This is a genomic window from Polaromonas sp. LjRoot131 (genome assembly GCF_964252805.1).
Classification (GTDB): Bacteria; Pseudomonadota; Gammaproteobacteria; order Burkholderiales; family Burkholderiaceae_C; genus Polaromonas.
The window spans coordinates 156,906-180,937 of record NZ_CAXUPF020000005.1 but is presented as its reverse complement, the minus strand read 5'-3'; the positions used below and the strand labels follow the sequence as shown (position 1 = coordinate 180,937).

23 protein-coding genes and 1 tRNA gene are annotated in these 24,032 nt (G+C 63.1%); 11 read left to right on the top strand and 13 right to left on the bottom strand.

Going from position 1 to position 24,032, the window contains the following annotated elements; genetic code table 11:
• Positions 1-15: 15 nt before the first annotated feature.
• The 4 genes from proB to rplU all read right to left on the bottom strand — a co-directional run bounded on the left by proB (position 16) and on the right by rplU (position 3,069).
• Positions 16-1,152: a glutamate 5-kinase gene (gene proB, locus ACSQ27_RS21070; RefSeq protein ID WP_436157442.1), complete on the bottom strand. Its 1,137-nt coding sequence runs from the start codon at positions 1,150-1,152 to the stop codon at positions 16-18.
• Positions 1,153-1,267: 115 nt separating this feature from the next.
• A complete protein-coding gene (gene cgtA, locus ACSQ27_RS21065) occupies positions 1,268-2,353 on the bottom strand; it encodes an Obg family GTPase CgtA (protein WP_436157441.1) in 1,086 nt (361 codons plus the stop codon).
• 119 nt (positions 2,354-2,472) lie between these two features.
• On the bottom strand, positions 2,473-2,730 hold the full coding sequence (rpmA, locus tag ACSQ27_RS21060; RefSeq protein ID WP_007868030.1) for a 50S ribosomal protein L27: 258 nt from the start codon (positions 2,728-2,730) through the stop codon (positions 2,473-2,475).
• Positions 2,731-2,757: 27 nt separating this feature from the next.
• Positions 2,758-3,069, bottom strand: coding sequence for a 50S ribosomal protein L21 (gene rplU / locus ACSQ27_RS21055; RefSeq protein ID WP_122955355.1), 312 nt, complete (start codon positions 3,067-3,069; stop codon positions 2,758-2,760).
• Between the two features lie 186 nt (positions 3,070-3,255).
• Here rplU and ACSQ27_RS21050 point away from each other — a divergent pair, with 186 nt between their 5' ends.
• The 9 genes from ACSQ27_RS21050 to ACSQ27_RS21010 all read left to right on the top strand — a co-directional run bounded on the left by ACSQ27_RS21050 (position 3,256) and on the right by ACSQ27_RS21010 (position 10,380).
• A complete protein-coding gene (locus ACSQ27_RS21050; RefSeq protein ID WP_436157440.1) occupies positions 3,256-4,239 on the top strand; it encodes a polyprenyl synthetase family protein in 984 nt (327 codons plus the stop codon).
• Between the two features lie 15 nt (positions 4,240-4,254).
• A tRNA-Pro gene (locus tag ACSQ27_RS21045) sits at positions 4,255-4,331 on the top strand.
• Between the two features lie 129 nt (positions 4,332-4,460).
• Positions 4,461-6,194 (top strand): type IV-A pilus assembly ATPase PilB, encoded by a 1,734-nt coding sequence (gene pilB, locus ACSQ27_RS21040; RefSeq protein ID WP_436157439.1) that lies wholly within the window; start codon positions 4,461-4,463, stop codon positions 6,192-6,194.
• A gap of 84 nt (positions 6,195-6,278) precedes the next feature.
• Positions 6,279-7,496 carry a type II secretion system F family protein gene (locus tag ACSQ27_RS21035; protein ID WP_436157438.1) on the top strand — a complete coding sequence of 406 codons (1,218 nt, stop codon included), beginning with the start codon at positions 6,279-6,281 and terminating at the stop codon, positions 7,494-7,496.
• Entirely contained in the window at positions 7,496-8,347 is an 852-nt protein-coding gene (locus ACSQ27_RS21030; protein ID WP_436157437.1) for a prepilin peptidase, read from the top strand. Before ACSQ27_RS21035 ends, ACSQ27_RS21030 begins: the two co-directional genes overlap by 1 nt.
• Positions 8,348-8,351: 4 nt before the next feature.
• On the top strand, positions 8,352-8,963 hold the full coding sequence (gene coaE, locus ACSQ27_RS21025; protein WP_436157436.1) for a dephospho-CoA kinase: 612 nt from the start codon (positions 8,352-8,354) through the stop codon (positions 8,961-8,963).
• 45 nt (positions 8,964-9,008) lie between these two features.
• Positions 9,009-9,764 (top strand): cell division protein ZapD, encoded by a 756-nt coding sequence (gene zapD / locus ACSQ27_RS21020; protein ID WP_436157435.1) that lies wholly within the window; start codon positions 9,009-9,011, stop codon positions 9,762-9,764.
• Between the two features lie 58 nt (positions 9,765-9,822).
• Positions 9,823-10,038 carry a DNA gyrase inhibitor YacG gene (locus tag ACSQ27_RS21015; protein WP_436157434.1) on the top strand — a complete coding sequence of 72 codons (216 nt, stop codon included), beginning with the start codon at positions 9,823-9,825 and terminating at the stop codon, positions 10,036-10,038.
• A 78-nt stretch (positions 10,039-10,116) separates the two neighbouring features.
• Positions 10,117-10,380, top strand: a complete 264-nt coding sequence (locus tag ACSQ27_RS21010; RefSeq protein ID WP_436157433.1) for a hypothetical protein — start codon at positions 10,117-10,119, stop codon at positions 10,378-10,380.
• A 58-nt stretch (positions 10,381-10,438) separates the two neighbouring features.
• On the opposite strand, the gene grxD is transcribed toward ACSQ27_RS21010, so the two are convergent.
• The 4 genes from grxD to hemA form a co-directional block, all read right to left on the bottom strand.
• Positions 10,439-10,768, bottom strand: a complete 330-nt coding sequence (grxD, locus tag ACSQ27_RS21005; RefSeq protein WP_436157432.1) for a Grx4 family monothiol glutaredoxin — start codon at positions 10,766-10,768, stop codon at positions 10,439-10,441.
• A gap of 146 nt (positions 10,769-10,914) precedes the next feature.
• A complete protein-coding gene (gene prmC / locus ACSQ27_RS21000) occupies positions 10,915-11,769 on the bottom strand; it encodes a peptide chain release factor N(5)-glutamine methyltransferase (protein ID WP_436157431.1) in 855 nt (284 codons plus the stop codon).
• 8 nt (positions 11,770-11,777) lie between these two features.
• Positions 11,778-12,899, bottom strand: a complete 1,122-nt coding sequence (gene prfA / locus ACSQ27_RS20995; RefSeq protein ID WP_436157430.1) for a peptide chain release factor 1 — start codon at positions 12,897-12,899, stop codon at positions 11,778-11,780.
• Positions 12,900-12,994: 95 nt separating this feature from the next.
• A complete protein-coding gene (gene hemA, locus ACSQ27_RS20990) occupies positions 12,995-14,284 on the bottom strand; it encodes a glutamyl-tRNA reductase (protein WP_436157429.1) in 1,290 nt (429 codons plus the stop codon).
• 120 nt (positions 14,285-14,404) lie between these two features.
• Between hemA and ACSQ27_RS20985 the strand changes: the two genes are divergently transcribed.
• The gene (locus ACSQ27_RS20985; protein WP_436157428.1) at positions 14,405-14,695 is read left to right on the top strand and encodes a hypothetical protein; all 291 of its coding nucleotides are present in this window, start codon (positions 14,405-14,407) and stop codon (positions 14,693-14,695) included.
• Between the two features lie 143 nt (positions 14,696-14,838).
• On the opposite strand, the gene ugpQ is transcribed toward ACSQ27_RS20985, so the two are convergent.
• From ugpQ to ugpB, 5 genes are all read right to left on the bottom strand, one after another.
• On the bottom strand, positions 14,839-15,594 hold the full coding sequence (ugpQ, locus tag ACSQ27_RS20980; RefSeq protein ID WP_436157427.1) for a glycerophosphodiester phosphodiesterase: 756 nt from the start codon (positions 15,592-15,594) through the stop codon (positions 14,839-14,841).
• 7 nt (positions 15,595-15,601) lie between these two features.
• Positions 15,602-16,621, bottom strand: coding sequence for a sn-glycerol-3-phosphate import ATP-binding protein UgpC (locus tag ACSQ27_RS20975; protein ID WP_436157426.1), 1,020 nt, complete (start codon positions 16,619-16,621; stop codon positions 15,602-15,604).
• Between the two features lie 32 nt (positions 16,622-16,653).
• Positions 16,654-17,505, bottom strand: coding sequence for a sn-glycerol-3-phosphate ABC transporter permease UgpE (gene ugpE, locus ACSQ27_RS20970; protein ID WP_436157425.1), 852 nt, complete (start codon positions 17,503-17,505; stop codon positions 16,654-16,656).
• A 30-nt stretch (positions 17,506-17,535) separates the two neighbouring features.
• On the bottom strand, positions 17,536-18,417 hold the full coding sequence (gene ugpA, locus ACSQ27_RS20965) for a sn-glycerol-3-phosphate ABC transporter permease UgpA (protein WP_436157424.1): 882 nt from the start codon (positions 18,415-18,417) through the stop codon (positions 17,536-17,538).
• Between the two features lie 130 nt (positions 18,418-18,547).
• Positions 18,548-19,861 (bottom strand): sn-glycerol-3-phosphate ABC transporter substrate-binding protein UgpB, encoded by a 1,314-nt coding sequence (ugpB, locus tag ACSQ27_RS20960; protein WP_436157423.1) that lies wholly within the window; start codon positions 19,859-19,861, stop codon positions 18,548-18,550.
• 232 nt (positions 19,862-20,093) lie between these two features.
• Here ugpB and ACSQ27_RS20955 point away from each other — a divergent pair, with 232 nt between their 5' ends.
• Positions 20,094-23,996: a DUF3683 domain-containing protein gene (locus ACSQ27_RS20955; RefSeq protein ID WP_436157422.1), complete on the top strand. Its 3,903-nt coding sequence runs from the start codon at positions 20,094-20,096 to the stop codon at positions 23,994-23,996.
• Positions 23,997-24,032: the final 36 nt, after the last annotated feature.

Genomic DNA, 24,032 nt, shown 5'->3' with positions numbered 1-24,032 from the left:
GCGCCTGCGCAGGGGCTAGCGGGTCAATACGAGGTTGGTGCGGTGGACCATTTCGGGCTCGCCCGTGTAGCCCAGCAGCCTCTCGAATTCCGAGGATGCCTTGCGGCAGATCAGCCGGGCTTCGGCGCTGGAATAGTTGGCCAGGCCGCGTGCGATCTCCGTACCCTCGGGACTGCGGATGGCAATGACGTCGCCGCGTGAAAAATCGCCCTGAACCGCCGTCATGCCGATGGGCAGCAGGCTTTTGCCCTCACCCTGCACCTTGACCACCGCGCCCGTGTCCACGGTGACCGAGCCGCGCATCTGCAGGTGATCGGCCATCCATTGCTTGCGTGCCTGCATCTTCTGGGTCTGCGCCACCAGCAGCGTGCCTATGGGCTCGCCCTGCGTCAGCCGGATCAGCGCCTGCGGTTCACGGCCCCAGGCGATCACGGTGGATGCGCCCGATCCGGCTGCGCGTTTGGCGGCCAGGATCTTGGTGATCATGCCGCCTTTGCCGATGCTGGAGCCCGCGCCGCCGGCCATGGCTTCCAGCGCCGGATCGCCGGCTTTGGCTTCGTGCACAAACTGCGCCGCCGGGTCCTTGCGCGGGTCTGCGGTGTACAGGCCTTTCTGGTCTGTGAGGATGACCAGCGCATCGGCTTCCACCAGGTTGGCGACCAGCGCGCCCAGCGTGTCGTTGTCGCCGAACTTAATCTCGTCGTTGACCACCGTGTCGTTTTCGTTGATGACGGGGACGACGCCGAGCTGCAACAGGGCCAGCAGGGTGGAGCGGGCGTTGATGTAGCGCTCGCGGTCGGCCAGGTCGGCATGTGTGAGCAGGACCTGGGCGCTGCCGATGCCGTTTTCACGCAGTTTGGTCTCGTAGACCTGGACCAGGCCCATCTGGCCTACCGCGGCGGCGGCCTGCAGCTCGTGGATGGCCTTGGGACGCACGCTCCAGTTCAGGCGCTTCATGCCCTCGGCAATGGCGCCGCTGCTCACCATGATCACCTCGCGCCCGTCCTTGACGAGGGCTGCCAGCTGTTCACACCATTGGCCGATGGCCACCGCATCCAGCCCGCGGCCCTCATTGGTGACCAGGCTGGAACCCACCTTGACCACAATGCGTCTGGCGTTGCGCAGGATGGGGGAGCCCGGTTTGTCTTGCATGTTCAGTACTTCTCAGGCTGCATTCCCGTCGGTACGGGCATCGGCAGCGGTTGTGTGGAGTGGGGCAGATGCAGCCCTGCACCTGCCTGCGGCTGGGGTGCCGAAAACAAGGATGTCAGGAGGGTTCCGGCGATTCAGGGGGCAGCGGGGCGAAGCGCGGGTCGATTTCTTCCACCGGCTGTTCGCTTTTCTGCACCTGCTTGACGTGCTGGTAGATGGTCTTGATCAGGTGTTCGCAACCTTCGCGCGTCAGGGCCGAAATCTCGAACACCGGGCCCTTGAATTTGAAACGCTTGACGAAATCCTTGACGATGGCCGCGCGCTTGTCGCTGTCCACCATGTCGAGCTTGTTCAGAACCAGCCAGCGCGGTTTCTCATAGAGCGATTCATCGTATTTCTTGAGTTCGCCCACGATGGCCTTGGCCTGTGCCACGGGGTCCACGCCTTCGTCGAATGGCGCCAGGTCCACGATGTGCAGCAGCAGGCGGGTACGCTGCAGGTGCCGCAGGAACAGATGGCCCAGGCCGGCGCCTTCGGAAGCACCCTCGATCAGGCCGGGCAGGTCAGCCACCACAAAACTTTGTTCGGGGCCTACCCGGACCACGCCCAAGTTGGGGTGAAGCGTGGTGAAGGGGTAGTCCGCGATGCGGGGGCGTGCATTGGAGACCGCCGAGATGAAAGTGGATTTGCCGGCGTTGGGCATGCCGAGCAGCCCGACGTCGGCCAGCACCTTGAGCTCCAGCTTGAGGCTTTTGCGCTCACCGGGCCAGCCCGGCGTCTTGCTGCGCGGCGCGCGGTTGGTCGAGCTTTTGAAGCGCAGGTTTCCGAAGCCGCCGTCGCCGCCCTTGGCGATCAGCACCTGTTCGCCGGGCACCAGCAACTCAAACATCACTTCGCCGGTCTCGGCATCGGTCAGGATGGTGCCCACCGGCATCTTCAGGATGATGTCGTCGCCCTTGGCGCCGAACATGTCCGAACCCATGCCGTGCTGGCCGTTGCGGGCCTCGTGGCGGCGCGAAAACCGGAAATCCACCAGGGTGTTCAGGTTGATGTCGGCGACCGCGTACACATGGCCGCCGCGCCCGCCGTCGCCGCCGTTGGGGCCGCCGAATTCCTTGTACTTCTCGTGGCTGAAGGAGACGCAGCCACTCCCGCCATCGCCTGCGGCAATGTCAATAAAGGCTTCGTCAACAAATTTCATGATGGAGTACTGCGGTTAAACCTGGGCCAGTCGGAGCCGAAGATCAAGTTTACAAACAAAAAAGCCCCGACAGGTCGGGGCTTCGTTTCAGTCGAAGTGACTTTATCGAAGTGATCAGCTTACGCCGGGGTCACATCCACGGTGTGCTTGTTCAGCGCGCCTTTGACGGAAAACGAGACCGAACCGTCAACCAGTGCAAACAGGGTGTGGTCCTTGCCGATGCCGACATTGACGCCTGGATGGAACTTGGTGCCGCGCTGGCGCACGATGATGCTGCCTGCGTTGATGACTTCGCCGCCAAATTTCTTGACGCCCAGCATTTTGGGCTGTGAGTCACGCCCGTTTCGCGTAGAGCCGCCGCCTTTTTTCTGTGCCATTTTTCGTTACTCCTGGTACGTCCCTGCTCAGCCGGCGATGGCGCCGATTTGCAGTTCCGTGTAGTTTTGCCGGTGGCCCTGGCGCTTTTGGTAGTGCTTGCGACGGCGCATTTTGAAAATGCGAACCTTGTCGTGCCTACCTTGCGAAAGGACAGTGACTGTAACAGTAGCGCCGGACACCAAGGGCGTACCAACCGTGATCGTGCTGCCGGTGCCGACAGCCAAGACCTGGTCAATAACGATCTCTTGGCCTACGTCCGCAGCAATCTGTTCTACTTTAATTTTTTCTCCAGTAGCAACCTTGTATTGTTTGCCACCGGTTTTTATGACCGCGTACATGTAAGACCTCGTAAATTGAGTTCTGCAGACGGATTTCCGCAGAGCCCAATATTCTAGCATGGCAGGCCGGAATTGGCCAGAAGGGCAGTTTTGGAGGGTGTTGAGGCCGCTTTCCAGGGGCGGACGGGCCGGAGCCGGCAGGGCAGCTTCCTATAATCGGCCCACACTTAACGTCTGGATCGCCTTTTGTCTGCCAATTCTTCAAGTACCGCCGCAGCCCTCGCACTGATTGCCGACGACATGCGCGGGATGGACGCGGTGATCGAGCGTCGCCTGAAGTCCGAAGTGCCCCTGGTCAGCCAGGTTTCGGGTTACATCGTGGCGGCCGGCGGAAAACGGTTGCGCCCGGCCCTTTTGCTGCTCATGTGCGGCGCCCTGGGGTACCGCGGCGACCAGCGTTACAACCTTGCCGCCGTCGTGGAGTTCATCCACACCGCGACCCTGCTGCATGACGACGTCGTGGACGAGTCCACCCTGCGCCGCGGCCGTGCCACCGCCAACGAGGCTTTCGGCAACCCGGCCAGCGTGCTGGTCGGTGATTTCCTGTATTCCCGGGCTTTCCAGATGATGGTGGAGGCCGGTGACATGCGCGTCATGCAAACCCTGGCCGAAGCCACCAATGTGATCGCCGAAGGGGAGGTGCTGCAGCTCATGAATATGCACGACGCGGCATTGTCCGAGGAGGGCTATCTCAGGGTGATTCGCTCCAAGACGGCCAAGCTGTTCGAGGCAAGCGCCCGCCTGGCGGCCTTGCTGGCGAAGTCGCCTCCGGCCGTCGAGGAAAGCTGCGCCGACTACGGGCAGGCGCTGGGCACGGCATTCCAGGTGATCGACGACGTGCTCGATTACGACGGTGACGTCTCGGAAATGGGGAAAAACCTGGGAGATGACCTGCGGGAAGGAAAGGCTACCCTTCCCTTGATCATCGCGATGCAGCGCGGCAGCGAGGCGGAACGGTCGACCATCCGGCAGGCCATTGAAACCGGCGGCACCGACCAGATGGCGCAGATCATCGCGATCGTGCACCAGACGGGCGCATTGCGGGCAACCCGGGATGCCGCCGCCCTGGAGGCCCAGCGTGCGCTGAATGCCTTGCGGATGTTGCCGCAAAACATTTACAGTGATGCCTTGACGCAACTGGCCTCCCAATTGCTGGAGAGGCGCTCCTGACTGGTTGTGTGACGGCGGGGTGTAGCTTAGCCTGGTAGAGCGCTACGTTCGGGACGTAGAGGCCGGAGGTTCGAATCCTCTCACCCCGACCAAGCCTGGTTTTTTCTTAAGTGTGCGTTTCTTCGCATACTTCCAACGCCGCTCGGGGCGGTGGGGGTGTTTTCGATTTACACCTGGGAATCTATAGGCGATGATACCTATTTGAGCTAAATCCCAGAACCATGGCCGCTGTCGACACTGCAATCAACCAACCGCCTTCCATGGCCCTGCCCGGCCTGGGACGGGCCCTGGTGGTGGCGGGAAAACTGGGTCAAAAGGCCGCCGAAGACATTTTCCGCAAGGCCCAAAGCGGGCGAACCAGCTTTATTGCCGAGCTGACGGGGTCCGGCGCGGTATCCGCGTTCGACCTGGCCCACACCATGTCCACGGCCTTTGCCGCGCCCTTGCTGGACCTGGAGGCCATTGACTCCCAGCGTTTGCCCAAGGGCCTGCTTGACTCCAAGATCTGTACAACCTACCGCATTGTTGTCCTGAGCAAGCGCAACAACCGCCTGATCGTGGCGACGGCGGACCCCTCCGACCAGGAGGCGGCGGAAAAAATCAAGTTCTCCACCCAGATGGGTGTGGACTGGGTGATCGCCGAATACGACAAGCTTTCCAAGCTGGTAGAGGCGTCCAACACCTCCGCGGCCGAGGCAATGGAAAGCATCATCGGTGACGATTTCGAGTTCGACGAATCCAGCACCGACGCGACGGCTGAGGACAGCGAGGCCACCGTCTCGGAGGTCGAGGATGCGCCGGTCGTCAAATTTCTGCAGAAAATGCTGCTCGATGCCTTCAGCATGCGCGCTTCCGACCTGCACTTCGAACCGTTCGAGCACACCTACCGCGTGCGTTTCCGTGTTGACGGCGAATTGCGCGAAATCGCCTCGCCACCGGTGGCCATCAAGGAAAAGCTGGCCGCGCGCATCAAGGTCATTTCAAAGCTCGACATCTCCGAAAAACGCGTGCCGCAAGACGGCAAGATGAAGCTCAAGATCGGACCGGACCGGGTTATTGACTTCCGGGTCAGTACCTTGCCCACCATGTATGGCGAAAAAATCGTCATCCGTATCCTGGACCCGAGCAGCGCCAAGCTGGGCATTGACGCCCTGGGCTATGAGGCCGTTGAAAAAGAGCGTTTGCTGTCCGCCATCCAGCGGCCCTACGGCATGGTGCTCGTGACCGGCCCCACCGGTTCGGGGAAGACCGTCTCCCTGTATACCTGCCTGAACATCCTCAACAAGCCCGGCGTCAACATCGCGACGGCCGAAGATCCTGCTGAAATCACCTTGCCGGGGGTTAACCAGGTCAGCATGAACGACAAAGCGGGCATGACCTTTTCGGTTGCGCTCAAGGCCTTCCTGCGCCAGGATCCCGACATCATCATGGTCGGTGAGATCCGGGACCTCGAAACCGCCGATATCGCGATCAAGGCCGCACAGACCGGCCACATGGTCATGTCGACGCTGCATACCAACGATGCCCCGACCACACTGACGCGTATGCGCAACATGGGCATCGCACCCTTCAACATCGCCTCCAGTGTGATCCTGATCACTGCCCAGCGGCTGGCCAGACGCCTGTGCCCCAATTGCAAAGCCCCAGCGGATATCCCGCGGGAGACCTTGCTGGATGCAGGTTTCAAGGAAGAAGATGTGGACGGATCCTGGACGCCATATCGCCCGGTGGGCTGCTCCATGTGTACGAATGGTTACAAAGGCCGCGTCGGTGTTTATCAGGTTATGCCCATTTCCGAGGAGATTCAGCGTATCGTCCTCCGCGACGGCAGCGCCCTGGAAATTGCTGCCCAGGCAGAGCTGGAGGGAGTCAAAAGCTTGCGCGTGTCGGGGCTGTCCAAGGTCAAGCTCGGCATGACTTCGCTGGAAGAAATTCTGGGCTGCACCAATGTTTAAACAGCCGCGTTCAACGGCCGCCACATGGCGGCATGAGCGTGGCGACAAGACGGTTTGAGACTGTCGATACAACGAGAAGGCATCATGGCAACAGCAGTATCCAAGGGCATCAAGGAATTTGTTTTCGAGTGGGAGGGCAAGGACCGGGGCGGCAAGCAGGTTCGCGGTGAAATCCGCGCCGCCGGCGAGAACCAGGTCAAATCCTCCCTGCGCCGCCAGGGCGTCCTGCCCACCAAAATCAAGAAGCGCCGGATGCGCTCCGGCAAGTCGATTGGGCCGAAAGATATTGCCATTTTTACCCGCCAGCTGGCCACCATGATGAAGGCCGGCGTGCCGTTGCTGCAATCCTTCGACATCGTGGGCCGCGGCAACCCCAACGCCAGCGTGACCAAGCTGCTCAATGACGTGCGAACCGACGTTGAGACCGGCACCTCCCTGAGCGCCGCGTTTCGCAAATATCCCTTGTATTTCAATGCGCTCTATTGCAACCTGGTCGAAGCCGGCGAGGCCGCCGGTATCCTGGAGTCCCTGCTGGACCGCCTGGCGACCTATATGGAGAAGACCGAAGCCATCAAGTCCAAGATCAAGTCGGCCCTGATGTACCCGATTTCGGTGGTGGTGGTCGCTTTTGTGGTGGTGGCCGTGATCATGATTTTTGTGATCCCGGCGTTCAAAACCGTGTTTTCCTCATTCGGCGCGGACCTGCCGGCGCCCACGCTGATCGTCATTGCGATCAGCGAGTTTTTTGTGTCCTACTGGTGGCTGATTTTCGGCGGCATAGGCGGCGGACTCTACTTCTTCTTCCAGGCCTGGAAGCGCAACGAGAAGATGCAGAAGTTCATGGACAGGGTCTTGCTCAAGATACCCGTGTTCGGCGCCCTGATCGAAAAATCCTGCATCGCCCGCTGGACCCGCACGCTTTCGACCATGTTCGCCGCAGGCGTGCCGCTGGTCGAGGCGCTGGATTCCGTGGGCGGCGCTTCCGGCAATTCGCTGTATGCCGATGCCACCGAGAAAATCCAGCAGGAAGTTTCCACCGGTACCAGCCTGACGGCGGCCATGAGCAATGCCAATCTGTTCCCTACCATGGTGCTGCAGATGTGCGCGATCGGCGAGGAATCCGGCTCCATCGACCACATGCTGGGTAAAGCTGCCGACTTTTATGAGGCGGAAGTCGATGAAATGGTGGCCGGCCTTTCCAGCCTGATGGAGCCCATCATCATCGTGTTCCTGGGCACGTTGATCGGCGGAATCGTGGTCTCCATGTACCTGCCTATTTTCAAGCTGGGTCAAGTCGTTTGATGGGGACCGGTCTGGGGCCGGCTTTCGAGGGCTTGCTGGCCGGTTTCATAGGCCTGCTCATCGGCAGTTTCCTTAACGTTGTTATTTACCGCCTGCCCAAGATCATGGAGCGGCAGTGGGCGCAGGAATGCGCCGAACTGACCGGGGCTGCGCAGGAACCCGCCGAAAAATTCAACTTGCTGGTACCGCGTTCGCGCTGCTCCAGCTGCGGCCACGTCATACGCTGGTATGAAAACATCCCGGTGGCCAGCTACCTGTTTCTCCGGGGCAAGTGTTCCGTGTGCGGCACCCCCTACGGTCTGCGTTACCCGATGGTGGAAGCGGTAACCGGGGCTTTGTTCTTCTTTTGCGCGTGGCGCTGGGGCTTGTCTCTGACCGCGCTGGCCTGGTGCGGTTTTTCCGCGGCGCTGCTGGCCCTGGCGGTGATCGACTGGGACACGACCTTGCTGCCCGACGACATCACCTTGCCCTTGTTATGGGCCGGCCTGATCGTCGCCGCCCTCCAATGGAATCCTCTGGTCAGCCTGGGGACGGCCTTGTGGGGCGCGGTCGCCGGCTACCTTTCCCTGTGGCTGGTGTACTGGGCTTTCAAATTGGCGACCGGCAAGGAGGGCATGGGCTACGGCGACTTCAAGCTGTTCGCCGCGCTCGGCGCCTGGTTCGGCTGGCCGGCGCTGGTGCCCATGATCCTGATGGCCTCCGTGATCGGCGCCGTCGTCGGCATCGCGATGAAGTTCTCCAGCGGATTACGTGAAGGCGGCTACGTGCCTTTCGGGCCATTCCTGGCCGGGGCGGGCTTTACCGCCATGGTCTTCGGGCCTCAATCCATCCTGCGGTTTATCGGCCTGTGATGCCATGCGCCGTGCAGCTTTGCGCATCGGACTGACGGGCGGCATAGGCAGCGGCAAAAGCACGGTCGCCGGCACCCTGGTGGCCTGCGGCGCGGTGCTGGTGGATGCCGATGCGATCTCCCGCGCGGTCACGGCGGCCGGCGGTGCTGCCGTGAAAGAAATCGCCGTGCAGTTCGGCGGCCAGATGATCACGGCCGACGGCGCCATGGACCGGGACCGGATGCGGCAGCTGGCCTTTGACGATGCATCCGCCAGGCGGCGGCTGGAGTCCATTGTTCACCCCCTGGTCAGCCGGGAGACCTTGCGGCAGTACGAGCAGGCCGCTGCGGCCGGTTGCGCCTGTGTGGTGTTTGACGTTCCCTTGCTGGTGGAGTCGGGGCGCTGGCGGCAGCAGCTGGACCAGGTGCTGGTCGTGGACTGCGGCGAAGCCACCCAGGTTAGCCGCGTGATGGCCCGCAATGGCTGGCCCCGGGAGGCGGTGGAGAAAATCATCGCCGGGCAGGCCAGCCGTGCGCAGCGGCTGTCGGCCGCCGATATATGCTTGCACAATGACGGTTTGCCGCTGGAGGCCCTGGACGCCGAGGTGCGGCGGCTTGCCGCGCGCTTCGGGCTATGATGCGCAAACAAACCTCCTCATTGAAGTCGACGAAAATATAGCGCTGTGATCCTTTACGAGTATCCTTTTCACGAACGCATACGCACGTATTTGCGACTTGAACACCTGTTCCGCCGCCTTGGCGAACTGGTGGAGCGGGAGAGCCCGACGGATCACCACTACGCCATCACGACGATCTTTGAAATCATGGACGTGGGCGCCCGCGCCGACCTCAAGACCGACGTCCTCAAGGACCTTGAGAAACAGAAACACGTCCTCAACGGTTACCGCGGCAACCCGGCCATTTCAGAGGCGGTCCTGGACGAGGTGACCGGCCAGCTCGAAAGCTGCTTTTCGGCTCTGAACAGCCTGCCCGGAAAGGCCGGCCAGTCCCTGACCGAAAACGACTGGCTCATGAGCATCCGCAGCCGCGTCGGCATCCCGGGTGGAACCTGCGAATTCGACCTGCCGGCCTATTACGCCTGGCAGCACCTGCAGACCGGTGTGCGCAAACAAGACTTGCAGCGCTGGATCACGCCCCTGGTTCCGCTCGCCGAGTCCATACGTGTGCTCTTGACCCTGCTGCGCGACTCCGGCGCGCCGCAGAAAGTGGTGGCGCCGGCCGGCCAATACCAGCAGACGCTGCCGCAGGGGCGAACTTTCCAGCTGTTGCGCCTGCGGATAGACCCCGCCCTGGGGCTGATCCCGGAAATCAGCGGTAACCGGCTGATCGTGTCCGTGCGCCTCATGCGCCACGGCGAGGACGACAGGCTGCATGCCAGCACCGACGATTCGGCGTTTGAACTGACGCTCTGTTCCTGATCCGCGGGCTCGCCAAGCACCGGCCTTCCCCCCGATTCCCTCAGACCTGTCCTGAAACATGCCTGTGACAAAAAAAGACTCCCCCTCCGTCAAGCTGGTTGTGTGCCCGGGCTGCGGCGGCGAAAGCGTTTACGCGCCCAGCAACCCGTTTCGCCCGTTTTGCAGCGAGCGCTGCAAAAACATCGACCTGGGCGCCTGGGCCAGCGAAGGCTTCCGCCTGCCAGCGGACACCCCGCCCGACGACGAGGTTTTCGGCGATCCCAAGCTGCAATAGAATTTGCCGAGGCGCGCGGTGTCAGCCGCGTTTGATAAAAGCAAAAAAAGAGAGGGAGCAAAAATGCACATCAAGTCCTTGATGAGACCCGTCCTGGCCGCGCTCGTGGCGGCCGCCCTGGGAGCAAGCCATGCCCAGGCGCAGACCCAGCCGGCACCGGAGGGCGGCAAGCCCGCCAAGTCCAAATCCAAAAAAGCGGCCAAATCCGGTAGCGCCGCTTCGGGCGGCAAAGCTAAATTCATTCAAGGATCGGGTGAAACGGCTGCCCAGCGCACTGCGCGCCTCAAGCGCGAATGCAAGGGCGCCGTGGACGCGGGCGCCTGCTCGGGCTACACGCGCTGAGCGATACCTAAAAGGAAAAGGCGCGGCGCGCAGACGCCGCGCCTTGAGCGCCGGCCGCTCAGGCGGCGGGTGTGCCCAGCACCTGCTGGAGTTCGCCGCTTTGGTACATCTCCATCATGATGTCCGAACCGCCGATGAATTCACCCTTCACATACAGCTGGGGGATGGTGGGCCAATTGCTGAATTCCTTGATGCCGTGGCGGATGTCCTCGTCCTCCAGCACGTTCACGGTGGCCGGTTTGTTCACGCCGCAGGCCTTCAGGACCTGGATGGCGCGACCGGAGAAGCCGCACATGGGGAACTGGGCCGTGCCCTTCATGAAAAGGACCACGTCGCTGGATTTGACGATTTCGGCAATGCGTTGCTGGGTGGGGTCTGTGGTGCTCATGGTGAAATCCTTTGCGAATCCGTGGGGGTAGGGGCTTGTGCCCCGCGCCAGCCCGTATCGGGGCAAGCGACTTCAGTTAGATGGAATCTGGGAAGCAGAATTCAACTGGTCGATTATCCCGCCGTTTGGCATCCCGCGTGGCCGCCTCACGCGCCCACCCACAGCCCACCCGAACAGCGCGCGATGCCGGCCAGGTCCAGCCGGCTCTGGACTTGCGCAAAGCCCGCCTGGGCCAGCAGGGCGCATACCGCCTCGGCCTGGTCGTAGCCATGCTCCAGCAGCAGCCAGCCGCCCGACAGCAAGTGGCCGGGAGCTTGCCGCACGATGTCGCGGATGTCGTCCAGCCCGTCGGTGCCGGCAGCCAGGGCGGACAGGGGTTCATAAGCCAGGGCCTCCAGATGGGGATCGGCGCTGGCGATGTATGGCGGGTTGCTAACGATCAGGTGAAAGTGTCCGCTAACTTTCTCAAGCCAGTGGCTCTGGATGAAATCCAGGGCCAGCCCCAGGCGCGAGGCGTTGCCCCGGGCCACTTCCAGCGCATCCGCGCTTGCGTCCACGGCCACCACCTTGGCTTGGCGGCCCTCGGTTTGAAGGCTATGTGCGATGGCCAGCGCAATCGCGCCGCTGCCCGTGCCCAGGTCGAGCACCGCCGGTACCGGCGGCATGCCGGAAGCGCCCAGCCGCTCAAGCGACCAGTCCGCCAGGGTTTCGGTGTCGGGCCGCGGTATCAGCACGCGGGCGTCCACCTGCAGTGTGAGGCCGAAAAACTCCTTGTGGCCGACGATGTAGGCCACAGGCTCCCCGGCGGCCCGGCGCAGGCACATGGCCCGGAAATCTTCAGCGGCCCGGTCCTGCAGGATATCGGTGTCGTGTGCCAGCAACCAGGCCCGCGCGTCGCCGGGCTTGCCCAGCGCATGCAGCAGCAGGAGCTGGGCGTCCAGCCGCTCCAGTCCCAGCGTCTGGGCGGCGGCCAGCGCTTGCGCGCAGTTTGGCGGGTTCACGGGGTACCTCAGAGCCCGCTGTTGGCGGTTTCCAGTTCGGCGAGTTGCTCGGCACCGCGCGCCACCTGCAGCGCGGTGATCACGTCGCCCAGGTCACCCTCCATGATGGCCAGCAGCTTGTACAGCGTCAGGTTGATGCGGTGGTCGGTGAGGCGCCCCTGCGGGAAGTTGTAGGTGCGGATGCGGTCGCTGCGGTCACCCGTGCCGACCAGGCCTTTACGCAGGGCCGCGTCCTTGGCGGCGCGCTCGGCACGGTCTTTTTCATGGATGCGGGCGGTCAATACCTTGAGCGCCTGGGCTTTGTTGCTGTGCTGGCTGCGGCCTTCCTGGCATTCGGCGACGATGCCGGTCGGGATGTGCGTGATGCGCACGGCCGAGTCGGTTTTGTTGATGTGCTGGCCGCCGGCGCCGCTGGCGCGGTAAGTGTCTATGCGCAGGTCGGCCGGGTTGATCTGTATCGCTACCGCTTCGTCAGGCTCGGGCATCACGGCCACGGTACAGGCGCTGGTGTGGATGCGGCCCTGGGTTTCGGTGGCCGGTACGCGCTGCACGCGGTGACCGCCCGACTCGAAACGCAGCTTGCCGTAAACGCCCACGCCCATGGCGTCGGCGGCGCCTTCGATGCGCAGTACCACCTCCTTGTAGCCGCCGAGTTCGCTGGGCGACTCGCTGATGATCTCGACCTGCCAGCGATTGCGCTCGGCAAAACGCGTGTACATGCGGAACAGGTCGCCGGCAAACAGCGCCGACTCGTCGCCGCCGGTGCCGGCGCGGATTTCGACAAAGGCCGGCCGCAGGTCGTCCGGGTCCTTGGGGATCAGCATCAGCTGCAGCGCTTCGTCGATGGCGGCGATGTCGGCCTTGGCCGCGTCAATCTCTTCCTCGGCCATGGCGGCCATCTCGGGGTCGTCCTTGGCTTCGGCCAGCATGCTTTCGGCGCCGGCCAGGTCGGCCTCGCGGCCGGTCAGCCGCGTGTACTGCTCGGCGATCACGCTGGCTTCAGCGTGCTCCCGGGTCAGCGCGCGAAAACGGTCCAGGTCGCTGACCACGTCGCTGGCGGACAGCAGCGAGTCCAGCTCGTGCAGCCGCAGAAGCTGGCGGTCCAGGGTTTGGCGAAGAAAGGGTTTCATGGAAAAAGGAGCCGGAAAAGCCGAAAGAGGTGCCGCAAGGCCGTCAACAAGGGGCCGGCTGGCGCCGGCGCGAGAAATCAGCGCAGGGGAGGGCGCTAACGCTCTTTGCCGTCGGGCTTGATTTTGGGCAGCTGGCCGCGCAAAAACAACCGGGAGACGGTCTGCGCCGTGGCTTCGCGGCTGCTGGCATCGCCGGCATGCAATTCGGCCAGTGTGCCGTGCAGCATCTTCTGGGTCAGGCCGCGGGTCAGCGCGTCCAGCACGGTGTCTATGGGCTCGCCTCGGGCGAGCAGCTTCTTGGCCCGCACGATTTCGGCGGCGCGCCATTCATCGGTCTGCGCGTTGAGCTGCTGGATCAGCGGCACGCTGCGGCGCTGGCCCAGCCAGTGCATGAAGTTCTGCACGCCGGCGTCGATGATGACCTCGGCCTGGGCCACGGCGGCCTTGCGGCTGTCCTTGCCGGTCTGCACCACGTGCGCCAGGTCGTCCACCGTGTAGAGGTAGATGTCGGGCAGGGCCTTGACTTCGGGTTCGATGTCGCGCGGCACGGCCAGGTCGACCATGAACATGGGGCGGTGCTTGCGCAGCTTGACGGCGCGCTCGACCGCGCCCAGGCCGATGATGGGCAGCGTGCTGGCGGTGCAGCTGATCACCGCGTCGAATTCGTGCAGGCGGCTGGGCAGGTCGGCCAGGCGCATGACCTCGGCGCCGAAGCGGCCGGCCAGCTTTTCGCCGCGCTCCAGCGTGCGGTTGGCAATCGCCATGGCTTTGGGGTTTTTGGCGGCGAAGTGGGTGGCCGCGAGGTCTATCATCTCGCCGGCGCCGACAAACAGCACCTTGATGTCGCTCAAATTCTCAAACAGCTGGCCGGCCAGGCGCACGCTGGCCGCCGCCATGCTGATGCTGTGCGCGCCGATTTCGGTGCTGCTGCGCACCTCCTTGGCCACGGCAAAGGAGCGCTGGAACAGCTGGTGCAGCGTGGTGCCCATGGCGCCGGCGTCTTCGGCGGCGCGCACCGCGTCTTTCATCTGGCCCAGGATTTGCGGTTCGCCCAGAACCATGGAGTCCAGGCCGCTGGCCACGCGAAAGGCGTGGCGGGCGACCTGGTCACCCTGCAGCGTATAGGCATGCGAGCGCAGCAGGGCCGGCGAGACGCCGCCGTTGTGCGCCAGCCACTCCAGCGTGTGGTCCAGGTCGGTGTTGTCGCCGGCGCAGTAGATTTCGGTGCGGTTACAGGTAGAGAGAAGGGTCGCCTCGGGCTGGCGCGCCAGCGAGGCGCGCAGGCCGCGCAAGGTGGGCTCGACCTGGTCCAGGGCGTAGGCAAATCGCCCGCGCAAATCGAGCGGTGCGGTGTTATGGTTTAGCCCAAGGGCCCAGACTGACATCCTCCGATTATAAAATTGAAGCGGCCAGCCCGGCTGGAAGCCCTGACAATTGCCTTGATAGCCCTTTTTTCAGGCTTTTTGGGATGCTTCCCGGCGATTCTTCAACCGTCCCCCAAGCGCATGACCTTTTACCTGCTGGCCAATCACCTGTTCAATCTTGTCCTGCCGGCCGCCGCGGTCGCCGTGCTGTTGGTGCTGTCCAGCCGTGTCTTTGGCGGAGTTTTTAGGCCTAAAAACCCCGTGGCCGCCAGCTGGTGGGCGCAGGCGGCGATTGTTTTTGCCGTGAATGTGCTGGTACTGGTCGGCGGCCTGGTGTTTTTCGGCCATGACGGGAAGATGCTGACCTATGCCGCGATGGTGGTTGTTGCCGCAACCTGCCAGTGGGTGCTTCTGGGTGCCTGGAAAGCCTGAGGGACTTCATAAATCCAATTCCCGGGCGCATGGCGGCGTTGCGCGGAATCCTCATGCACCGCAAGTGCATTCCGGTTCCTGCGCTCCGGGCGCCTTGCCCTGCATCCCGGCAATTGAATTTCTAAAGCCCCTCAAATATCCGGCTACAAGTCGGGCTTGAAGACGTTCACGGCGTCTGTGATGATGCCGTCGGTGCCCAGCGCCAGCAGCCTCTGCACATTGGCCTCGTCGTTCACCGTGTAGCTCAGCAGCCTGAAACCGGCTTTCTTGGCCTGTGCCACCGTGTCGGCATTCCACAGTTTGTGGTTGCAGACAATCGCCACACAGCCCAGCCCGGCCGCGGTTTCCAGCCAGCTGGCGGGCAGTTCGTCGAGCAGCAGGCCGCGCGGCAATTGGGGCTGCGCGGCGCGGGCGGCTTCCAGCGACAGCGGCTGGAAGGACGTCAGCAGCGGTGGAGTCGCCGTGCCCTGCCAGAGCCGGGCCGCCTCGTTGGCCACGACGGTGCCGGTGCGGCTCTCGATACCCGGCGTGGGCTTGATCTCGATGTTCAGGAAATAACCCTTGTCCAGGCAAAAGCGGGCGATGTGCTCAAAGCTGGCCAGGCCTTCGGCGGCAAAGGCCGGCGAATGCCAGCCGCCCGCGTCCAGCTTTGCCAGCGCCTCCCAGCTCAGTTCGCCGGCGACGCCTTTGCCGTTGCTGGTGCGCTCCAGCGTGGCATCGTGCAGCAAAAACGGGATGCCGTCGGCGCTGAGTTTCACGTCGCACTCAAACATGCGGTAGCCATGGCTGGCGCCCAGCATGAAAGAGGCCAGGGTGTTTTCAGGCGCCAGCTTGCCGGCGCCGCGGTGTGCCACCCAGCGGGGATAGGGCCAGTTGGCTGCGGTCACGGGATTCGTCATGGCGGAATTACAGCCGTTTGCCCGTTTCGGCGTCAAACCAGTGCAGACGGTCCGCGCGCGGCGTGACGTGGATGGTCGCGCCGATCTCTGGCGCTATTGACAGGCTTTCGTCGGTGCGCACGATGATGGCTTCGCTGCCCATGCGGCAGTACAGCAGGCGCTCGGCGCCCAGCATTTCAATCGTGTCGACCTGCACCGCCCAGCCGGAGGTGCCCACCTGCAGGTGCTCGGGCCGTATGCCCAGGATGGCGCCGGGCTTGCCGCCGAAGTCGGCGTTCGGCGCCTGCTTGAGCAGGTTCATGGGCGGTGAGCCCATAAAACTGGCCACAAAGGTGGTGGCGGGGCGGTTGTAGACCTCTTCAGGCGTGCCGAACTGCTCCATGCGGCCGGCGTTCATCACCATCATGCGCTGCGCCAGCGTCATGGCTTCGACCTGGTCGTGCGTGACGAAGAGCGAGGTGATGCCGAGTTCGCGGTGCAGCTTCTGGATTTCCAGGCGCGTCTGCACGCGCAGCTTGGCGTCCAGGTTGGACAGCGGCTCGTCGAACAGGAATACCTGCGGCTGGCGCACGATGGCGCGGCCCATGGCCACGCGCTGGCGCTGGCCGCCCGAGAGGGCGCGAGGCTTGCGGTCCAGCAGGTGGCCCAGTTCGAGGATCTTCGCGGCCTTGTCGACGCGCGTCTTGATCTCGTCCTTGGGCACCTTGGCGATCTTCAGGCCGTAGGCCATGTTGTCGAACACGCTCATGTGCGGGTAGAGCGCGTAGTTCTGGAACACCATGGCGATATCGCGCTCGGACGGCTCCAGTTCGTTGACGACCTTGCCGCCGATGGAGATTTGCCCGTCGCTGACTTCCTCGAGGCCGGCCACCATGCGCAGCAGGGTGGATTTGCCGCAGCCCGAGGGCCCGACGATGACGATGAATTCGTGATCCTTGATTTCGGCGTTCACGCCGTGCAGTACCTGCAGCGCGTCCTTGCCGGTGCCGTAACGCTTGACGATGTTGTTGAATGAAAGGGATGCCATAGTTGTGTTCCGTCTTGTCTTGCGTGTTTCTTTTATTTCTCGGTATCGACCAGGCCCTTGACGAACCATTTCTGCATCAGCACCACCACCAGGGCGGGCGGCAGCATCGCCAAAATGGCGGTCGCCATGACCACGTTCCATTCGTTCTGGCCGTCGCCGCCGGCGATCATGCGCTTGATGCCCACGACGACCGGGTACATGTCTTCGCTGGTCGTGGCCAACAGCGGCCAGAGGTACTGGTTCCAGCCGTAGATGAACTGGATCACGAAGAGCGCGGCGATCGAAGTCTTGGACAGCGGCAGCAGCACGTCGAAGAAAAAGCGCATGGGGCTGGCGCCGTCCATGCGCGAGGCCTCGGTCAGCTCTTCGGGTACCGTCAGGAAGAACTGGCGGAACAGAAAGGTCGCCGTGGCCGAAGCGATCAGCGGCACGGTGAGGCCCGCATAGGTGTTGAGCATGTTCAGGTCCGACAGCACCTTGTAGGTCGGCAGTATGCGCACCTCGACCGGCAGCATCAGCGTGATGAAGATGGCCCAGAAGCAGGTCTTCTTGAAGGGAAAGCGGAAGTACACGATGGCAAAGGCCGACAGCAGCGAGATGGTGATCTTGCCGATGGCGATCACCATCGCCGTGACGAAGCTGACCCACATCATGTGCGCCACCGGCGCGTTGGAGCCGGCCGCAGATTCGCGCCCGAACAGCGCAGCCTTGTAGCTGTCGAGCATGTTCGTGCCCGGCAGCATTGGCATGGGCGCCTGCACGATTTCCTGCGCCGTGTGGGTCGAGGCCACGAAGGCCAGGTAGAGAGGGAAGGCGACGATGAAGACGCCCAGCATCACCACCACGTGGGCGAGGATGCCTTGTGTTCCGCGTTTTTCAACCATGGTGGCCCCCCGTTTTATTGTTTGGTTTCATCAGTACTGGACCTTTTTCTCGACATAGCGGAACTGGATGACCGTCAGCGCGACCACGATCACCATCAGGACGACGGATTGCGCGGCCGAGCCGCCCAGGTCCATGGCCTTGAAGCCGTCGTAATACACCTTGTAGACCAGGATGGCCGTGTCCTTGCCCGGCCCGCCCTGGGTGGCGGCGTCGACGATCGCGAAGGTGTCGAAGAAGGCGTAGACCACGTTGATGACCAGCAGGAAGAAGGTGGTGGGCGACAGCAGCGGGAACTGGATGGTCCAGAAGCGGCGCCACGGCCGGGCACCGTCGATCGCGGCGGCTTCGATCAGCGACTTGGGGATCGACTGCAGTCCCGCCAGGAAGAACAGGAAGTTGTAGGAGATCTGCTTCCAGACCGACGCCATCACGATCAGCGTCATGGCGTGGCCGGAGTCCAGCAGGTGGTTCCAGTTGATGCCTATCTTGCCCAGGGCATAGGCCACCACACCCAGCGAGGGCGAAAACATGAAGACCCACAGCACGGCGGCCACTGCGGGCGCGACGGCGTAGGGCAACACCAGCATGGTCTTGTAGAACATGCCGCCGCGCGTGATGCGGTCGGCGAAAACCGCCAGCACCAGCGACAGGCTGATGCCGATGCCGGCCACCATCACCGAGAAAAACGCGGTGGTCTTGAAGGATTCCACATAGCTCGGGTCGTCCAGCAGCTGCCTGAAATTGGCCAGGCCGACGAACTCGATGGAGGTGCCGAAGGGGTCCTGCTGCTGCAGCGACTGCAGCAGGGCCTGCGCCGCCGGCCAGAAGAAGAACACCAAAATAACCGCCATTTGCGGCAGCAGCAGCAGCCAGGGCAGCCAGCTGGATCGAAAGACAACGCGTTTTTCCATAGGGCCTTCAGTGGGCGGTAGCTTGGGGGCGCTTAAACATAAAACCCGCCTGGCTTTCTTTTGTCAAGAAGAGCGTGTCAGGCGGGCCGAGTGTAGCCCGGCTGGCGGGCTTGCTCCGTCGCTTGCGTGATCAGCCTTTGTTGGCTTTCTGGAAGCGCTCAAGCTGCTCGTTGCCGCGCTTGACGATGGAGTCCAGGGCTTCCTTGGCCGTCTTCTTGCCGTTCCAGACCTGTTCGAGTTCCTCGTCCTCGATTGCACGCACCTGCACGTAGTTGCCCAGGCGAATGCCGCGGCTCTTGTCGGTCACCTTGCGGATCATCTGCGTCACGGCGACATCGGTGCCCGGGTTCTGCGTGTAGAAGCCCGACTTTTCGGTCAGCTGGTAAGCGGCGGTGGTCACCGGCAGGTAGCCCGTGCGCTTGTGGCTGGCCGACTGCACTTCAGGCGTGGAGATGAAGCTGAAGAACTTGGCAACACCCTTGTATTCGGCGGGCTTCTTGCCCGACATGACCCAGAGGCTGGCGCCGCCGATCACGGTGTTCTGTGGCGCACCGGGGACGTCCTGGTAGTAAGGCAGCGGAGCCAGGCCGTAGGCGAACTTGGCGTTCTTGGCCACGTTGCCGTAGAAGCCCGAAGAGGTGTTGATCATGGCGCACTCGCCCGACACAAAGCTGGCTTCCGGCACGTTGCCGCGGCCTTTGTAGACAAAAAGGCCTTGCTTGGCCATGTTGGCCAGGTTTTCGATGTGGCGCACGTGCAGCGGCGAGTTGATCTTCATGCGCGCGTCGAGCCCGGCCAGGCCGTTGCTCTTGGTCGCGAACTCGACGTTGTGCCAGGCCGAGAAGCTTTCCAGCTGCGTCCAGCCCTGCCATGCGGTCGTGAAGGGGCACTTGTGGCCCGATGCCTTGAGCTTGGCGGCGGCGTTGACCACCTCGGGCCAGGTCACGGGCGCCTTGTCGGTGGGCAGACCGGCAGCCTTGAAGGCGTCCTTGTTGAAGTAAAAGATGGTGGTCGAGCTGTTGAAGGGGAAGCTCAGCATCTGGCCGTTGGGCGCCGTGTAATAACCGGCCACAGCACCAATGTAGGCGTTGGGATCGAACTTCTCGCCCGCGTCTTTCATGACCTGGCCGACTGGAATGACGGCGCCCTTGCTGGCCATCATGGTGGCGGTGCCGACTTCGAACACTTGCAGGATGTGGGGCGCGTTGCCGGCGCGGAAGGCCGCGATGGAAGCGGTCATGGATTCGTCGTAGGTGCCCTTGAAGGTAGGCACCACCTTGTATTCCTTCTGGCTTTCGTTGAACTGCTTGGCCAGGTCATTGACCCATTCGCCGTTGACGGCCGTCATGGAGTGCCACCACTGGATCTCGGTCTGCGCCTGGCCGGCCAAAGGCAGGCAAAGGCCTAGGGCCGCAAAAGCGAACGCGGAAAGACGGTTTTTCATCAAAACTCCTGGGAATTGGGCGCGCACAAGGGGCGCCAAGTTAAACGGGACAGTCTAGAAACTGTTTATGACACGTGGATTTAAGCGATTTCGAGAGCCTCCGACAAGCGGGATTTCCATAAGACAACTTAGGACTCTTCCCCCAGGCGGTGTGGTACGGCTTCGGATGTTGCGCTGCGGTAATATAGGGCAACAGCGCTGGACACGGGTCTGAGGCCGCTGGCTTTTCACGATGAACGCCCCTACCACACTCCAAGAACTCCACGTCTTTGCCGGTGACGCAAAGGCCGGCGAAGCCCGCATCCGCGAGATTCCCTACAACTACACCTCGTTTTCCGACCGCGAGGTGGTCATCCGCCTGCTCGGCGAACGGGCCTGGGACCTGCTGAACCGCCTTCGCGACGAGCGCCGCACCGGCCGCTCCGCGCGCATGCTCTACGAAGTGCTGGGCGACGTTTGGGTGGTGCAGCGCAACCCCTACCTGCAGGATGACCTGCTCGACAACCCCAAGCGGCGCAAGCTGCTGGTCGACGCCCTGCACCACCGCCTGACCGAGGTGGAGAAACGCCGCACGCCGGACGCGGACCCGCAGCGCGACGCCATCGTCGGCGAACTGCTGGACGCCGCCCGCGGCGCCGTCGCCCGCTTCTATACCTCCTTCAGCGAGATGTACGACCTGCGCCGCCTGACGGAACGCAAGCTGCGCAAGCTGACCCTCAAGGACAACATCAAGTTCGACGGCCTCTCGCGCGTCTCGCACGTCACCGACGCGACCGACTGGCGCGTCGAATACCCCTTTGTGGTCCTCACGCCCGACACCGAAGTTGAAATGGCCGGCCTGGTCAAGGCCTGCATCGAACTGGGCCTGACCATCGTCCCGCGCGGCGGCGGCACCGGCTACACCGGCGGGGCGATCCCGCTGACCTGGAAGTCGGCCGTCATCAACACCGAAAAACTCGAAGCCATGACCGAGGTCGAAATGGTCTCGCTGCCCGGCCTTGAACAGCCGGTCGCCACCATCTGGACCGAAGCCGGCGTGGTCACCCAGCGCGTGGCCGACGCGGCCGAGCGCGGCGGCTTTGTGTTCGCGGTCGATCCGACCTCGGCCGAAGCCTCTTGCATAGGCGGCAACATCGCGATGAACGCGGGCGGTAAAAAAGCCGTGCTGTGGGGCACTGCGCTGGATAACCTCGCCTCCTGGCGCATGGTCACGCCCCAGGCTCAGTGGCTGGAAGTCACGCGCGTGGGCCACAACCTCGGCAAGATCCATGACGCCGAGATGGCCAGCTTCGAGCTGCAATACTTCGAGGCCGACGGCAAAACCCCCATTCGCACCGAGCGGCTGGATATTCCCGGAAAAACCTTCCGCAAGGAAGGCCTGGGCAAAGACGTTACCGACAAGTTCCTGAGCGGCCTGCCTGGTATCCAGAAGGAAGGCTGCGACGGCCTCATCACCAGCGCACGCTGGATCGTGCACCGTATGCCGGCGCACACGCGCACCGTGTGCCTGGAGTTCTTCGGCAATGCCAAGGACGCAGTGCCCAGCATCGTCGAGATCAAGGACTTCATGTTCGCCGAGCAAAAGCGCGGCGGCGCCATCCTGGCGGGGCTTGAGCATCTGGATGATCGCTACCTGAAGGCGGTCGGCTACGCCACCAAATCGAAAAAGCATGGCGGCTTGCCGAAGATGGTGCTGTTTGGCGACATTGCCGGTGACGATGCCGATGTCGTGGCGCGTGCCACGTCGGAAGTCGTGCGCATCGCCAACTCGCGCCACGGCGAAGGTTTTATCGCCATCAGCCCCGACGCCCGCAAGAAATTCTGGTTGGACCGCAAGCGTACCGCCGCGATCTCCAAGCATACAAACGCCTTCAAGATCAATGAAGACGTGGTGATCCCGCTGCCCCGTATGGCGGAGTACACCGATGGGATCGAGCAGATCAATATCGAGCTCAGCCTGGCCAACAAGATCAAGCTGTGCGACGAACTCGAGGCTTTTTTCCTCAAGGGCAACCTGCCCCTGGGCAAATCCGACGATGCCAACGACATTCCATCGGCAGAGCTGCTGGAAGACCGTGTGGCCCAGGCGCTTGCGCTGGTGGCCGAAGTGCGGGCTCGCTGGTCCGGCTGGCTGGCAGGCGTGGCCACTTTGTTCCCGCAACTGCAAGACCATTCGCTGCGCGCCAGCTGGAAAACCGATATTCGCGCCCAGCTCCAGGCGATCTTCGCGGGTGGCGCGTTTTCGCCGATTCTGGAGGAGTGCACCGCCATCCACAAGCGCGTACTCAAGGGCCGTGTCTGGGCGGCGCTGCACATGCACGCCGGCGACGGCAACGTGCACACCAACCTGCCCGTCAACAGCGACGACTACGAGATGCTGCAGACCGCGCATGAGGCCGTGGCGCGCATCATGGTGCTGGCCCGCTCGCTGGATGGCGTGATTTCCGGCGAGCACGGCATCGGCATCACCAAGCTGGAATTCCTGACCGACGAGGAGCTGCGGCCCTTCACCGAATACAAGCAGAAGGTCGACCCGGAAGGGCGCTTCAACAAGGGCAAGCTGCTGCGAAACCAGGGACACCTTGGCAAAGAAGGGCAAAGTCTTCAAGCCGATTTGACCAACGCCTACACGCCCAGCTTCGGCCTCATGGGGCACGAGTCGCTGATCATGCAGCAGTCCGACATAGGCGCCATCGCCGACAGCGTGAAGGACTGCCTGCGCTGCGGCAAATGCAAGCCGGTCTGCGCCACCCACGTGCCGCGCGCCAACCTGCTGTACAGCCCGCGCAACAAGATCCTGGCGACCTCGCTGCTGGTGGAAGCCTTCCTGTACGAAGAGCAGACCCGGCGCGGCGTGAGCATCAAGCACTGGGAAGAGTTCGAAGACGTGGCCGACCACTGCACGGTCTGCCACAAGTGCCTGACCCCTTGCCCGGTGGACATCGACTTCGGCGAAGTCTCGATGAACATGCGCAACCTGCTGCGCAAGATGGGGCAAAAGTCCTTCCGGCCCGGCAACGCCGCCGCCATGATCTTCCTGAACGCGACCAGCCCGCAGACCATCAAGTTCATGCGCGGCGCCATGGTCGACGTGGGCTTCAAGGCCCAGCGCCTGGCCAACGACCTGCTGCGCCGGCTGGCGCGCAAGCAGACGGCGCTGCCGCCGGCCACGGTCGGCAAGGCGCCCGTGAAAGAGCAGGTGATCCACTTCATCAACAAGAAGATGCCGGGCGGCCTGCCCAAAAAGACCGCGCGCGCGCTGCTGGACATCGAGGACAAGGACTACGTCCCGATCATCCGCAACCCGAAAAGCACCACGTCGGAAACCGAGGCCGTGTTCTATTTCCCCGGCTGCGGCTCCGAGCGCCTGTTCAGCCAGGTCGGCCTGGCGACGCAGGCCATGCTGTGGCATGCGGGCGTGCAGACCGTGTTGCCGCCGGGCTATTTGTGCTGCGGCTATCCGCAGCGCGGCAGCGGCCAGTTCGACAAGGCCGAAAAAATCATCACCGACAACCGGGTGCTGTTCCACCGCGTGGCCAACACGCTGAACTACCTGGATATCAAGACCGTGGTGGTCAGCTGCGGCACCTGCTACGACCAGTTGCAGGGCTATGAGTTCGAGAAGATATTCCCGGGCTGCCGCATCATCGACATCCACGAGTACCTGCTGGAAAAAGGCATCACCCTGCGCACCGACCAAGCCGGTGCGGGCTACCTTTACCACGACCCCTGCCACAGCCCCATGAAGCTGCAGGAGCCCATGAAGACCGTCAAGGCCCTGATGGGCGACAACGTGCTCAAGAACGACCGCTGCTGCGGCGAATCCGGCACGCTGGGCGTCACCCGCCCCGACATCTCGACGCAGATCCGCTTTCGCAAGGAAGAAGAGCTGCGCAAGGGTGAAGCCGCCCTGCGGGCGTCCGGCGCCGTCGCCGAAAGCGGCAGCGTCAAGATCCTCACCAGCTGCCCGAGCTGCCTGCAAGGGCTTTCGCGCTACGGCGACGACCTGCAGAACGGCCTGCTCGAGGCCGACTACATCGTCGTGGAAATGGCCAACCAGATCCTGGGCAAGGAATGGCTGCCGACCTATGTGGAAGCGGTCAACCACGGCGGCATCGAGCGGGTGCTGGTCTAGGCCGGCTTCGGCGTCAATGGGCTTATTGCCAAAACC